The sequence below is a fragment of the Saccharothrix isguenensis genome (genome assembly GCF_052936305.1).
In genome coordinates this window covers 4827449-4840251 of record NZ_CP193626.1, presented here as the reverse complement: position 1 = coordinate 4840251, position 12803 = coordinate 4827449, and the positions used below count along the sequence as shown (strand labels likewise).

At 68.7% G+C, this 12803-nt stretch carries 14 protein-coding genes and 1 pseudogene; 12 read left to right on the top strand and 3 right to left on the bottom strand.

Features of this window, described 5'->3' with window-relative positions:
• Window positions 1-225 precede the first annotated feature (225 nt).
• The 5 genes from ligD (at window position 226) to ACRAKI_RS21685 (ending at window position 4123) form a co-directional block, all read left to right on the top strand.
• Window positions 226-1209, top strand: coding sequence for a non-homologous end-joining DNA ligase (gene ligD, locus ACRAKI_RS21705; protein WP_447002341.1), 984 nt, complete (start codon window positions 226-228; stop codon window positions 1207-1209).
• A 151-nt stretch (window positions 1210-1360) separates the two neighbouring features.
• Entirely contained in the window at window positions 1361-1696 is a 336-nt protein-coding gene (locus tag ACRAKI_RS21700) for a hypothetical protein (protein WP_447002340.1), read from the top strand.
• Window positions 1697-1861: 165 nt separating this feature from the next.
• Window positions 1862-2182 carry a hypothetical protein gene (locus ACRAKI_RS21695; RefSeq protein WP_447002339.1) on the top strand — a complete coding sequence of 107 codons (321 nt, stop codon included), beginning with the start codon at window positions 1862-1864 and terminating at the stop codon, window positions 2180-2182.
• 155 nt (window positions 2183-2337) lie between these two features.
• Window positions 2338-2859 carry a hypothetical protein gene (locus ACRAKI_RS21690; RefSeq protein ID WP_447002338.1) on the top strand — a complete coding sequence of 174 codons (522 nt, stop codon included), beginning with the start codon at window positions 2338-2340 and terminating at the stop codon, window positions 2857-2859.
• A 91-nt stretch (window positions 2860-2950) separates the two neighbouring features.
• The gene (locus ACRAKI_RS21685; RefSeq protein ID WP_447002337.1) at window positions 2951-4123 is read left to right on the top strand and encodes an ISAs1 family transposase; all 1173 of its coding nucleotides are present in this window, start codon (window positions 2951-2953) and stop codon (window positions 4121-4123) included.
• Here the strand turns inward: ACRAKI_RS21685 and ACRAKI_RS21680 are convergent.
• Both ACRAKI_RS21680 and ACRAKI_RS21675 read right to left on the bottom strand, forming a co-directional pair.
• Window positions 4113-5027: an NACHT N-terminal Helical domain 1-containing protein gene (locus ACRAKI_RS21680; RefSeq protein WP_447002336.1), complete on the bottom strand. Its 915-nt coding sequence runs from the start codon at window positions 5025-5027 to the stop codon at window positions 4113-4115. The two genes, ACRAKI_RS21685 and ACRAKI_RS21680, sit on opposite strands and share 11 nt — an antisense overlap.
• A 529-nt stretch (window positions 5028-5556) precedes the next feature.
• Window positions 5557-5850 carry a hypothetical protein gene (locus ACRAKI_RS21675; protein ID WP_447002335.1) on the bottom strand — a complete coding sequence of 98 codons (294 nt, stop codon included), beginning with the start codon at window positions 5848-5850 and terminating at the stop codon, window positions 5557-5559.
• 478 nt (window positions 5851-6328) lie between these two features.
• Between ACRAKI_RS21675 and ACRAKI_RS21670 the strand changes: the two genes are divergently transcribed.
• Window positions 6329-6721 (top strand): hypothetical protein, encoded by a 393-nt coding sequence (locus ACRAKI_RS21670; protein WP_447002334.1) that lies wholly within the window; start codon window positions 6329-6331, stop codon window positions 6719-6721.
• Window positions 6722-6999: 278 nt separating this feature from the next.
• On the opposite strand, the pseudogene ACRAKI_RS21665 reads toward ACRAKI_RS21670, so the two are convergent.
• A pseudogene (locus ACRAKI_RS21665) lies at window positions 7000-7284 on the bottom strand (helix-turn-helix domain-containing protein); the annotation flags it as partial.
• An 80-nt stretch (window positions 7285-7364) separates the two neighbouring features.
• Here ACRAKI_RS21665 and ACRAKI_RS21660 point away from each other — a divergent pair.
• The 6 genes from ACRAKI_RS21660 (at window position 7365) to ACRAKI_RS21635 (ending at window position 12802) form a co-directional block, all read left to right on the top strand.
• Entirely contained in the window at window positions 7365-7559 is a 195-nt protein-coding gene (locus tag ACRAKI_RS21660) for a transposase (RefSeq protein WP_447002333.1), read from the top strand.
• 383 nt (window positions 7560-7942) lie between these two features.
• The gene (gene asnB / locus ACRAKI_RS21655; RefSeq protein WP_447002332.1) at window positions 7943-10153 is read left to right on the top strand and encodes an asparagine synthase (glutamine-hydrolyzing); all 2211 of its coding nucleotides are present in this window, start codon (window positions 7943-7945) and stop codon (window positions 10151-10153) included.
• Window positions 10150-10917 carry a CPBP family glutamic-type intramembrane protease gene (locus tag ACRAKI_RS21650; protein ID WP_447002331.1) on the top strand — a complete coding sequence of 256 codons (768 nt, stop codon included), beginning with the start codon at window positions 10150-10152 and terminating at the stop codon, window positions 10915-10917. The genes asnB and ACRAKI_RS21650 overlap by 4 nt, the downstream gene beginning before the upstream one ends.
• On the top strand, window positions 10914-11711 hold the full coding sequence (locus tag ACRAKI_RS21645; RefSeq protein WP_447002330.1) for a hypothetical protein: 798 nt from the start codon (window positions 10914-10916) through the stop codon (window positions 11709-11711). The genes ACRAKI_RS21650 and ACRAKI_RS21645 overlap by 4 nt, the downstream gene beginning before the upstream one ends.
• 1 nt (window position 11712) lies before the next feature.
• Window positions 11713-11988, top strand: coding sequence for a PqqD family protein (locus ACRAKI_RS21640; RefSeq protein ID WP_447002329.1), 276 nt, complete (start codon window positions 11713-11715; stop codon window positions 11986-11988).
• 10 nt (window positions 11989-11998) lie between these two features.
• Entirely contained in the window at window positions 11999-12802 is an 804-nt protein-coding gene (locus ACRAKI_RS21635) for an ABC transporter permease (RefSeq protein WP_447002328.1), read from the top strand.
• The last annotated feature ends 1 nt before the right edge of the window (window position 12803 follow it).

Below are 12803 nucleotides of genomic sequence, written 5' to 3'. Positions count from 1 at the left end.
GTAGGCGAGATGCCACGAATATTGCTACTGGTTGACCAGGATTCGCTTGCGCAGCAGGGTTAAGCTTGCCCGTCCGTAGGGCTGACGCTCGTGCAGCTTGATCTTGTTGACGAGTCCCCACCATGGTTCCGGACGTAACGCACTGTTGTCACCTGCCTGCCTGCGCTCGCGCCTCTCGCGATTCCCGGTGACGATGAATACCTGTCGGTGCTGGAGGTGGTCGGGGTGGGACGCGCTGCCGCTGTTCCGGCTGACCAGCCGATCATCGCCCCGATGCTCGCCACCCCCGGCGAACCGCCTACAGGCCCTGGGTGGGCGGTCGAGTTCAAGTGGGACGGCTACCGCGGCGTGGCGTATTGCCAGGGGGGCCGGGTGCGCGTGCTCAGCCGCAACCAGGTGGAGTTGATCGACCGGTTCCCGGAGCTGCGGATCCTGCCGGAATTGCTGCACGGGCGCACTGTGGTGCTCGACGGCGAGATCGTCGCCCTCGGTCCCGACCAGCGCCCCGACTTCGGGCTCCTGCAGCGACGCACTCGCAGCACCGTCGGTGCCCTGGCGTTGCGCGTCGCACCGGTCGCCTACTACGTGTTCGATCTCCTGGTCCTCGATGGCCGATCGACACAGCACCTGCCGTATCGCGAGCGGCGGGCGATGCTCACCGCGCTGCAGCTGCCCGGTGATCACCCGGTCCAGGTCCCGCCGAGCTTCCCCGACACCGATCCCGCGACGATCCTTCACGTCGCCGAGCAGCACGGTCTCGAAGGCATCGTCAGCAAACGCGCTGCCTCCCGCTACGAGTCGGGCCGACGGTCTCCAGCATGGATCAAGACGCCTCTGCGTCGGTCCCACGAGGTTGTCGTCGGTGGGTGGAAGCCGGGTCAGGGGCGGCGCTCGGGCACGGTCGGGTCGCTGTTGCTGGGTGCGTACGACGAGACCGGCTTGGCCTACGTCGGACACGTCGGCACCGGCTTCACCGGCAAAGCCTTGGTCGACATGCAGCGGCGGCTGGAGCGGCTTCGGCGCTCCACCAGCCCGTTCGGGACGCCGGTCCCGCGCGAGTTCGCCCGTGACGCGCGGTGGGTCGAGCCGGTGCTGGTCGGCGAGGTCGAGTTCCGCCATTGGACCACCGATCACCGGCTCCGCCACCCGTCCTGGCGCGGTCTCCGGGACGACCTCGGCCCGACGGACGTCCACCACCCCGGCCGCTGACAGGTCGGCCGTGGACTCGGTGGTCGCGGTGGTGTGATTCGTCTTGACGTGGAATCGAACACTCGTGCGATGATCGTTGGAGCGGTTCTTCCCCGACCGCGGCGTGCTGCTTGTGAGGTGCAGCGGTTGTCGGTGATCGAGGGGTGGTCGCGTGGAGCGGCGCGAGTACGAGCGGGTGGTAGACCGGTTCCGGCGTCTGGTGGCGCCCTTGCCGGTCTGGCGCGTCGAGGAGCACGACGGCAAGCCGATGCTGGTCGACGCGCTCTACGGGGGTGGTGTGCTGCTGCGGGTGGACAGCCGCTGGGACACCTACCTGATCCGGTACTTCGAGGCTGTGGACAAGGATCGTCTGCTCGCACTCGTTGCGCTGTTGGAGGTCGTGCCACCGGACGGACCGGCGCACCGGGCCGCTGTTGCGTTCCTGACCTCCCTCCGGCTCGGTGACGAACCCGGACCCGGACCTGAGCCCTGGTCCCGACGGTCGTAGGTCGGTCACCCCGTGGGCCGTCAGCCGGTGAGGAGGAGCGGGGTGGTGGGGAGGTGGCCGTCGAGGACTTCGCGCAGTAGGTGGGGAAGTCGGGCCGGGAGTCTTCCTGATCAAGGGTACAAAGCATCCCGGTGTAGTTCCGATCAACCCACAGGCGATCAACTGATGAACAGCAGCGTCGAACGCGAGAACCTGACCGTAATTTTCCTCGTGCAGGCATTACTGGTCAACGTGTCGAAGAACCTGCTCGGCGTAGCGGCAGAGGTTTCAGAAAGTGTTGTCCGAGTACACTTCGCCGTCGCTGTGCTGGACGAGCAGATGGTGGAGGACCTGCAGGATGTGCTCTTTGAACTGGAGGCGCAGCACTACGCGTTCCCGAACGCGCAGCCGCCGATCATCGAGCAGCAGGTCCATGTCGGTCCGGTCGACCAGGACTGGCCGGGTCGGGGGCACCGGATGGTCTACTTCGCGAAAGCGGAGGAATGACCCCGGCCAAGGGCGACTGTCCGCCGAGTTGACGCGCCCGCGCCGACTTCGTCGTCAACCGATGCCGGAGCGACGCACCACACCGGTGCCGTCCATCCGAGTGCGGCAGCTGCCCGTGGTGGTTGACGTAGAACGGCGTGACGATGGTGAGGTGGGTGCTGCCGGAAGCCGGGGCGATTCTTGTTGCCGATGTGGAACACCATCTGCTCCGGATCGGGGGAGAGGCGGCACAGGGGAGTCGCCCGGACCGTCGGGAGAGACCTCGACGAAAAATGGCGTCCGAAGCGTTCGTGGTGGCACACGAATTGAGCCACATATTGTTAGGACATGTCGGCAGCGGTGAAACCGCCGAAATAGCCCAAGAGCGAGTAGATCAGCACTGGCCAGCTAACGATTACGGCTTCTCGAACCAGTCCCAGAGGGAGGAAGCGACTGCAGACCTTTTCGGCTTCCACGAGATCATGGTCACCACCTTCACGACAGGGTTGACCATGCGCAAGTTGATTCCGCTCGCCGAGAAAGACCGACTTTTCATCGCAATACTGACCCAGTGCCTCGAAGGTGCCGCCATCGCCACGTTGGGCATCAGTTTGGTAAGCAGTCTAGGTGGCATGGCGACAGGGACCGGGACGCATCCCAGGGTTCCGGCAAAGTCGTTTGTGCTGTTCAGGCTCTGAATGTGGGCGGGCACGGCGCTCCGGAGTGATCATGTGAGTGTCTAAGTCGCATGATCTGGGGAGTGCCGTGCCCGCCTTGTCATCCTGCCCGATGCCCGGTGTCGTCGATCGGTTGGCCTCGGTGCCGGCCGGGCAGGTCGCCGACCTGCGGGTCTTTCTGGACCGGGTGCCGGACCCGCGCAGGCGTCGGGGTGTGCGGCATTCGTTGACCTCGATCCTGTCGGTGGCCGCGGCGGCGGTGGCGGCGGGTGCGCGGTCGTTCGCGGCGATCGGGGAATGGGCCGTGGACGCGCCGCAGCGGTTGTTGGAACGGCTCGGGGTCCGGTTCGTCCCGTGGTGCGACCGGTTCGTCGCGCCGGGGGAATCCACGGTACGACGGGTGTTGTCGTTGGTGGACGGCGACGCGTTGGACGCGGCGATCGGTGCCTGGTCGGCCTCGCGGATCTCCGGTCGGGACGCGGGCGAGGCGTTGTCGGCGGTGGCGGTGGACGGCAAGTCGGTGGCCGGAACGTTCGGTCGGGCCGGCGGCAGCGGGGTGCACCTGCTGGCGGCGTTACGTCATGACGACGGGATCGTGGCCGGTCAGCGGCGGGTCCCGGCCGGCGGTGAGTTGGCCGGGTTCGCGCCGCTGCTCGACACCGTCGACCTGGCGGGGGTGGTGGTGACCGCCGACGCGCTGCACACCCAGCGCGACCACGCCCGCTACCTGCACGCCCGCGGGGCGCACTACGTGTTCACCGTCAAGACCGGCTGGCCGAGGGTCTACACCCAACTCGATTCACTGCCCTGGAACGACATGCCCTGCCTGGTCTTCGCCGACCGAGGACACGGCCGCACCGAACTGCGCACCGTCCGGGTCGCCCCGCTCGGAAAGCACGGCTTCGGCGACGTCGACTTCCCCCACGCCGCCACCGCGTTCCTCGTCGAGCGCTACCGGACCTGCCACGCCACCGGCCGGCGCGGCGCCTTCGCCGCGCTCGGGGTCAGCAGCCTGACCGGCGAACACGCCCACCCCGCCCGCATCGCCGACCTGCTGCGGGGCCACTGGCGGATCGAGAACCGGCTGCACTGGGTCCGCGACGTCACCTACGGCGAGGACGCCTCCCGCGTCCGCACCGGAAACGCCCCCAGGGCGATGGCCTCCCTGCGCAACCTCGCCATCAACGCCCTACGACACACCGGCCACACCAACATCGCCGCCGGGTTGCGAACCATGTCCCGCAACCCGGCACGACCACTACAACTACTCGGAATCAACACCTGAACAGCACAAACGACTTTGCCGGAACCCTGGCCGGGGCGGGCAGGCTACGTCGTGCCACCTGGGTGAAAAACCGGTGTAAGTAGGTGGTCTTGCCGCTACCGCACTCGGCGCGGAGCACCACGCGGGACCGGTCGGCGATCGCCTGTTCGATCCGAGTGTCGCCTGCCGCACCCGCGCCGTAGATCAGTGCGGGCAGGCTGAGGTACGCGCGTTCGAGAGGGTACCGACGGCTGGTCGCGCTCAGATGCTCGCTGGTCAGGTCGACGTTGTCCCATACACGTGTCACATACCGCCGGTAGATCTCGGAGAAGGCGGCATCGCGCTCGTCGTCCGCGTCGGCCAGCGCGCGGCGCGGGGCTATCCGGATCTGCTTCTCGATCGTCGTCAACCGGGCGAGGATCTCAGGGGCCGCGACCGAGGCCAGCGACGGTAACGTGCGGACAATCTCCACCAGGTCGGTGCATGCTTCGCGGAGAAGCAGGTCGTAGAGCGCGCTCTCGTCGGTCCCGAAGGCCAAGCTCCGGTGGTAGTCGGCGGTGGCCGCCCGAACCGCGCGCTCGACGGCAGGCGGCGCAAAGTCGGCGTCGAGTACCAGACCCGAACCGGGCGGTGCGTTCTCAAAAGTCTCCTTCACGGCCTCGACCACAACGGCGCGCTGGTCCTCGGTCAGGCCGCGGAACTCGTGCCCGTAGAGTTCCAGTACCTTCTCCGCGAGCTTGTCCGCGCGCTCCTCCAACTGCCGGCGGGCCTTTCGGTGAGCCAGGCCGTCAACGCCCCGCTGTCCCAGGACCGCGCTCACCGCGCCGGACATCTCACCGGCCAGCTTGTTCCCGGTTACCGCCTCGCAAGCGCTCTTGACGACGACCTCGCCGAGCTTGACCACGATCGCTCCGAGCACGCTCACGCAGCAATCTCCTTCGCCGTGGTCGGGAAGAGTATCGCGGTGAATGCGGCGCTGTTACAGGTCGGTCGGAACCAGGGCACTCCGGTCGACGTGTTCGCCTCCGCCGCGCCAGCGAACATCAAGCAACCCTGACGAACTGCGGGGCGCCGACCTGAAACGCGAGGTCAATGCCGACCGCGCCCACAACCTCGATCGGCTCGCCCACGAAACCCGGCGCAGGATCGACGCCCGCCGTGTGCGGGATTCCGCCAGACGGTCGAGGGGCTATCCGCCAGCCGGGCCGGGTCGACCATCTCCACCGGCAGGTCGGCCGGACGGGCGAGCAGCGCGGCGGTGAGTCGGTTGTCCGGCGTCGTCGTGGACGACTTGGCCGGGAGCGCCTCCGCACCACGGCCGTCCACCCCTCCACGCCGAGTGCTCGGGGTCGGCGCAAGACCCCGATGCGCTCCACGATCACCGACCACCTGGGCATACCTTTGCGATCCTGCCCGGCCTCAGCGCCCGATTGACCAGGTACACCTCGAGCGGATCACTGACGCACACATGCCCGGACAGCCCGCACAAAGCATTCGTGCGGGCCTTGACGCAAGGGAGCCTCTGCCAACATCCCGCAGCATCCGACCACCGGTACCCGCCCCAGACGATCGCGCTCCAGCAGCTGCTGTTCGAAGTCCAGAGGTCCGAACTTCTGCTCTGCTGCGGTCAAGGCAACGGCCGCGTGGTCGTAGAGCGTCCTGGACTCGGCGAACATCGCGGCATCGCTCGGGCCACGCCGCGAGGCATGCATGGCCTCGGCAGGGTCGTTGCGCCAGACCTCGATCACCAACCCTACCGCGGACAACACCCGTGCGCTGTTGAACGACCTGAAAGATCACACTCCTCAGTCATCGTCCGGCACACCGTCAACGCCGCGATCGGTTGCGAGTCAGACTGAGACCATGCTTCTTCGCTGGCCCGTAGCCGCGACGCGAGAACTGATCACAGTCCAAAAAGGATCCGCGTCAGTTTTCCTGGAATATCCGGAAGTTGGCCCGCTTGCATGGGCGGGATATTCGCGTCGCATCGGAGGTGGGCTGTGGCCCACCTGGACAGTGGGCGGAAGTTGTTGCATAGACTTGGGTTATGCGGCACCGTGGCGGTGCCCGAGATGGGCTGAAGTCCACTTTTGGGGGTTCAAAAGCCCTCTGAAGGTCTCCTCCATGCGGACGCCCAACGCCCGGACGACCTGCGGCTGGAGGCGCTGAGGCAGGTCCGCCGAGGGCACGCTTCTGATTGCCGAGTTCGCCTGCCGTGTGAACCCAATGCCGGTGCTGGACTGGGTGATCAAAAACGAGAGCGAGTACCGGGAGAAGACCAAACGAGGGTCGGATCCCGAGTGGGAGTACCGCTGGTACCTCGAACACGGCCGCCCTCGGCACGAACTTCTTCGCGGCTGGTGCGGCCATCGTGCGGTGACCATGCAGGAACGGCTTGCCGCGGCCGAAGCAGAGGTACAGCGTCTGGACGTGCTCGTCGCCCGCCTCGTGGACCAGCTCAAGGGCAAAGGCCACAGCATCTTCGCCGACGTCATCGAGCGAGTACACGAGGAAGAACGCATCACGCCCGCCAACTACCGTCCGGTAGTCGACCGCCCGCTGAAGCCGTCGGAGATACCCGTCCGGTACGTACGCGCTCCACGACGCTGGGGCCATTAGCGGTCGTCACGTCATGAATGCTCGCAGGTCGCTGTCCGTCGGTTCGGGTAGGGCACGAGGCGGGACGCGTCGTACGGAACGGATCCAACGCGTCCGCGACCGCCTCGATCCGCTCGACCCACTCGAGCGTCTGGACACGACCTTCGACAGAGTGCTCCTCCGCCCGTCGGCGAACCTCCGCCGCATAGGTACGTATCTTGTTCGCTTCGGCCCAACGGCCGGCCTGACCGCGGGCTTCCTCATCGATCTGGTGCTCTCGGTACGCGACCAGCGGGGTCTGCCAACCGGCCCGCGATCGACGCCGGTGACCAGCCCGCCCGTAGCAGTCTGACCACCCGTCTCAGAACCGGGTTCCGGTCCACCGCGAGTGGCTTCGGCCTCGACCGGGCCGTCCCCGCGGCCCCGTCGGCGGTGACCGCCCGATAGCCGTCCCTGCCGCCGTGACGGTTCACCTCGCGGGACACGATCGAGGCATCACGGCCGATCCGGGCAGCGATCTCCTTGTAGCGCAACGACTCGGCCACTCCACGGGAGATCTCCTCCCGATCGACCAAGGTCAACATCCGACGCACGGTGGGCAATCCTTTCCCATCGAACACCAAGATCAGATGCTACGACCGTCTGAACCTGGCACGGTCATTGCATGCGCCGCTGCCGCTACCGAGGACAGAGCAAAACCCGCCTACAGCATGTACTCACCGCCATAGCGGTCAACATCGAACGCCTCAGCCGTCAATCTCCCGGCACAAGCGCGCCCCCAAGACCACCGACGGCCTTCCAGGACTACCTCGATCAGCAGGACATCCCGCGCCTGCGTTCCTGGCGAGCCGCCCGCTGACACAGCAGCGATCAAGATCACCGACAGAGTCAAGCTGAACATCCTCCGACGCGGTGTCTCGGTGATCATCGCAGGGTGCTGTGCAGCGCGTCTGCCAGCGGATTCCACAGCCGTGCAAGTTTTTCGTCCCACGTCCGTGGACAGAATGGCCCCGCACCGCCGGTGCGTTCCGCGGAATCGATCCGGCAGTGCACCCGACCACCCTGGGGAGGAGGTGAGCAGTCGTGAAGAAGTACCGCAAGCCGGTCGCCAAGAAGGTCACCTTCGGTGTGATCCTCGGTCTCACGCCCTGACCCGAGTGATCCGGGGTGTCACCGCACCCGAGGTGGCACCCCGCTCGGGGCGGTCTCTTGGTCACGGTAACTCTGGGAGAGGGCGACCCAATGTGCGGTCTTGCAGGTATTGCGCGTGTCGACGGGACTGCGCTGGACGCCGGGGCGGACGGCTTGCTGCGCCGGATGTCCCAGGCGGTGGCCCATCGCGGCCCTGACGACGTCGAGGTGCTGCGCTCGGGCCCGGTCGGCCTGGCGTTCACGCGGCTCTCGCTGGTCGACGTGGTGGGCGGCGGGCAGCCGCTGCACAGCCGGGACGGCTCACTCGTCCTCATCGCCAACGGCGAGGTCTACAACCACCGCGAGCTGGCCGCGACGCTGCCGGCCGACGAACGGCCGCGGACCGGGTCGGACTGCGAGGTCCTGCTCGGGCTCTACCGCCGCGACGGCCTGCGCTTCCTCGATGACGTGCGCGGCATGTTCGCCTTCGTGCTGTGGGACCGGCGCGAGAACAAGCTGCTGTTCGGCCGCGACCGCTTCGGTGTGAAGCCGCTTTTCTACCACCTTAACCGTGAACGCGTCGTCTTCGGCTCCGAGATGAAGGCCCTGTTCTGCGACCAGGACTGCCCCCGTGAGCTGGACTGGCAGGCCGCGATCACCGACCAGGCGCTCACCAAGCAGCCCGCCTTCGCGACCGCCCCGGTCAACACCTGGTTCCGGGACGTCGAACTCGTGGAAGCCGCGACGATCGTCACCCTCGACCTGCGCGACGGCCGCACGTCGACCCACCGCTACTGGAGCCTGCCGGACTTCTCCGGCGGCCTGGACCTGTCCGAGGCGGAGTTCGTCGACGCCTACCGCGAGCTGCTGACCTCGGCCGTGGACGACTGCGGCATGGCCGACGTCGAGATCGGCCTGTTCCTCAGCGGCGGCATCGACTCGGCGTCGGTGGCGGCGCTGACCGGCCACGACACGCCGCTGCGCACGTTCACCGCCCTCAACGGCAGCACGCTGGCCAACGGTGACGCCGAGCACGGCCACCGCATCGCCGCGATGCTGGGCCTGCCCAACCACCAGGTGGTCCACGACACCGCCGCGACGCCCACCGCGGAGGAGTGGAAGCGGCTGGTGTGGCTGCTCGAATCGCCGGTGTGCGGACCGGAGATCTACTACAAGCACGAGATGTACCGGTACGTGCGGCTCGCGCACCCGTCGGTGAAGGCCATGCTGCTCGGGGCGGGCAGCGACGAGTTCAACGGCGGCTACTCGGTGACCGTCGCGAACGGCGGCGACTGGCAGGACTACGTGGCCGGCCTGCGGAGCATGGCCCGGCGTCCCGCGCAGGCCGCGAACCCGCACCTGGCACCGTGGTGGGAGCACTCGGAGTTCCCGCTGCTGCGCGAGGACGTGCTGTGGGTGGGCGCGGAACGGGGCGACCCCCACGCCCGGTTCTTCGCCTGGAAGTACCGCGACGTGCTCCAGTACAACTGCTGGCACGAGGACCGCACCGCGGCCGGCAACGGGATCGAGTCGCGGGTGCCGTTCCTGGACCACCGCTTGGTCGAACTGGTCGCGGGTATCCCCGACCGGTTGCGTGAACCGCTGCTGTGGAACAAGAACATACTCCGCCGGGCGATGCGCGGCGTGCTGCCGGACGAGGTCGTCGACCGGCCGAAGATCCCGTTCTTCTACGGCGACGGCGTCGCCTACACCTACCGGACGTTCGCCCGGATGGTGAACGCCGACGACGGCGCACTGCTGGAGGAGGCGCTGTCCGGTCCCCGGGCGAAGGAGTTCATCGACCACGACAACGCCCGCGCGCTGGCGGCGAGCCTGGAGCAGGACCCTTCCTCGGGGCACGTCGAGTTCCTCCTGCACATCCTCAACCTGGGCCTGCTGGAGCAGTTCGCCGCCGCGCCGCCCTCGCCGCCGTCGATCGGCCGGGCCACCACGCCGCCGGTCGCGATCGAGGTGACCGACTGGGACGCCGAGGCCGAGTCGATCGAACGGGTCACGCTGTGCCGCCCAGAGGTGTCGCGGGACGCCGTCGTCCGGCTCGTGGACGAGGTCCTGCTGCTGCACGGCCCGACCGAGCCGGACGTCTGGTACGTCCTGGTCGACGGAGCCGTCGAGTACGTCGTGGACGCCGAGGAGAGCCCCGACTGGGCCCGGTTCCTGACCGCGCTCGCCGAGGCGGACGAGCCGCGGACGGCCGGGCAGGTCGCGGACGCCGCGGGCGCGCAGTGGTCCGCCCTGACGTCGTCGCTGGGTGACGCGGTGGAGTTCGGCCTGGTCGAAGTCGGGGGCGAGGTCGACGGATGACGAGGCCGACGTTCGACCGGACCGCGTGCCGGGTGCCGCCGGACCGGTTGCTGGCCGCGACGTGCGTCCTCGCGTTCGCGGTGGCGCAGTGGCAGGTCGAATGGAGCCCGGTTCCCGGTGTGGCGCGGGCGATCGGCGTGCTGCTGGCCGTGGAGACGATCCTGCTGTGCCTACCCTGGAGCCTGCCGCGCGACGAGCGCGCCCCCGCCGGTTTCGTCGCGGAGTCGGCTGCGGGTCTGCTCGTCCCGGTCGGTGCGGTCGTCCTGCTGGCGGTGGCGGGCGCCCCGGAGCTGTTCGCGGGCGCAGACCTGTGGTGGTACCCGGTCGGCGCGGCGTTCGGCGTGGTCCTGGTCCTGCTGGGCGGGCTCGACGTGAGGGGACTGCTCGACGGCAGCCTGGCGTTCCTGCTCGGACCGACCCCGCGCCCGCACGGTGTGTCGCGCGCGGTGTGCTCGCTGGCCGGTCCGCCCGGTGAGGAGGCAGTGTTCCGGGGCGTCGTCCTGGTGGCGTCGGCCGGCGCGGCGCTGCCGCTGGCGATGATCGGCGCGGTCGCTTTCGTCGCACGCCACCGCGTGCAGCCGGGCGCGAACGGCCGTGCTACGTCGCGGGCGTTCCTGGTCGAGGTCGCCGCGGCGGTCGGCTTCCTCGCCATCACGGTCTGGTCCGGGTCGCTGTGGCCCGCGCTGCTCGGGCACCTGCTCAACAACCTGCCGGCGTTCCTGTTGCAGCTGCAACGGGCCGTTCCTGAAAGGACAGTCGCATGACCTCCACCGACCGGCAGACGCCGGTGTTCGCGGACGCCGTCGGCGAACTGGAGTCGCACGGACTGCTGCCCGAGGACTGCCTCGTGGTGTTCGTCGGCGGCTCGATGGCCCGCGGTTGGGACAACGAGACCAGCGACGTCGACCTGTACGTCGTGTCCGCCACCCCGTGGACCGGCCCGACCGGCCAGTCGATCTCGGTGCCGGTCACGCCGGAGGCAGTGGCCGTCGAGGCGTTCCGGGCGGGCGGGCGGCGGTGGGAGGCCAAGTACTGGGTGGACACCCAGGTCGACCAGATCCTCGCCAAGGTCGGGTGGGACGCCCTGGAGGACGGCCGGCTGCCGCCGTACCGGCTCGTCAAGGACGAAGTGCTGCTCCTCGAACGGATCTGCCACGGGGTCACCGTCTTCGGTCCGGAGTGGACGGAGCGACGGCGGGCCGAGGTCTGGGACTCCGCGTTGCGCGCCGTCCTGGTGGCCAGCGAGCTGGACCTCGCGGACTCGCGGGCCGAGGACGCGCTGGGCCAGCTGGCGGCCGGTGACCTGGACAGCGCCGTGCTGTCGGCGCGCATGGCGTTCGGGTTCACGGTGGAGGCCCTGCTGGCGTCGCTCGGCGAGTTCGGCTCGGGGGAGAAGTGGCGGGCCCGCCGCATGCGGGCCGCCAAGCCCGACGTGCTGCCGTACGACCTGTACTGGGAGCTGGAGACCATGCGCGGCCTCGACCCGACGGACGTGGGCGTCTGGGTGCGGCGAGTGGTGTCGGAGTGCAAGCGGATCACGCGTGAAGTGGATGTGTGACATGGAACAGCCGAGTGCGGACGCGGTGCCGTGCAACCGGATGGACGTCCGGGTGCGCAAGTTCAAGGGCAAAGTGCTGGTGGCGGCCGGGGAGCAGGCGTTCGAGCTGGAGGACACGGCGGCGTTCGTCTACCAGCAGGTGGACGACACGCGCACGGTGCGGGAGATCGGGGAACGCCTCGCGGCCGAGTACGACGTGGAGTTGGACGTCGCGCTCGCGGACACCGCCGAGCTGATCGCCGAACTCGTCCGGGCGCGGGCGCTCGACGTGCGCTGAGGTGGCGGCGATGGCAGTGGCCGCGGCGACGTTCCAGCGCTCGTGGAAGGTGACCGCGCGGGCCTACCCGTGGACGTACTTCACCTCGACCGTCGTCACCGGCGGGTTGACGGTGGCTTTGGCGTACCTGGCGTTCCACGCGATCGGCGGCGGCCGGGTCGAGGCCGGGTTCGCGGCGAAGGCGGGGTCGGCGGACTACGTCGGGTACGTGGCGGTCGGCGCGATCGCGTACACGTTCGCCGTCAGGCTGATCCTGTGGGTCGCCAAGGCGTTGATCGGGGAGGAACGCGAGGGCACGCTCACCGCCCTGGTCGTCACCCCCGCCCGCCGTTGGCCCTACCTCATCGGCTGCGCCGGGTTCTCCGCGCTCAGCACGCTGGTGGAGTCGGCCGCGGTGGGTGCGGTGGCGCTGTGGCTGGGCGTGCGGTTCCCGTCGGTGGACGCGGTGCTGATGGTCCTGGCCGGCGTGGTGTTCGCGGTGGCCGTGTTCGCCCTGTCGGTGCTGGTGGGCGGCGTGATGCTGTTCGCGGGGGAGGCGCACATCACGCAGAACACGCTGTTCGCGGCGCTGGCCCTGCTGGGCGGGTTCTCCTTCCCCCGCGACTACCTGCCCGCGGCGGTGCGGTGGCTGGGTGAACTGGTCCCCGTCACGCAGGCGCTCGACGGCGTGCGCGCGGTGCTCGCCGGCCGCACGGCATTCGCCGACCTGGCGGGGCCGCTCGGCACGAGCCTCGCGATCAGCGCGGTGTGCCTGGTGCTGGGCGCGGTGCTGCTGCCGCGTGCCGAACGACGAGCCATCGAAAGGGCGTTCTGAA

Excerpts from the sequence above, each read along its gene's own strand:
- ACRAKI_RS21695 (WP_447002339.1), top strand. The coding sequence starts at position 1,862 with ATGAACAGCAGCGTCGAACGCGAGAACCTGACCGTAATTTTCCTCGTG.
- ACRAKI_RS21660 (WP_447002333.1), top strand. The coding sequence starts at position 7,365 with ATGCGCCGCTGCCGCTACCGAGGACAGAGCAAAACCCGCCTACAGCAT.
- ACRAKI_RS21645 (WP_447002330.1), top strand. The coding sequence starts at position 10,914 with ATGACCTCCACCGACCGGCAGACGCCGGTGTTCGCGGACGCCGTCGGC.
- ACRAKI_RS21635 (WP_447002328.1), top strand. The coding sequence starts at position 11,999 with ATGGCAGTGGCCGCGGCGACGTTCCAGCGCTCGTGGAAGGTGACCGCG.
- asnB (WP_447002332.1), top strand. The coding sequence starts at position 7,943 with ATGTGCGGTCTTGCAGGTATTGCGCGTGTCGACGGGACTGCGCTGGAC.
- ACRAKI_RS21640 (WP_447002329.1), top strand. The coding sequence starts at position 11,713 with ATGGAACAGCCGAGTGCGGACGCGGTGCCGTGCAACCGGATGGACGTC.
- ACRAKI_RS21650 (WP_447002331.1), top strand. The coding sequence starts at position 10,150 with ATGACGAGGCCGACGTTCGACCGGACCGCGTGCCGGGTGCCGCCGGAC.
- ACRAKI_RS21670 (WP_447002334.1), top strand. The coding sequence starts at position 6,329 with ATGCCGGTGCTGGACTGGGTGATCAAAAACGAGAGCGAGTACCGGGAG.
- ACRAKI_RS21685 (WP_447002337.1), top strand. The coding sequence starts at position 2,951 with ATGCCCGGTGTCGTCGATCGGTTGGCCTCGGTGCCGGCCGGGCAGGTC.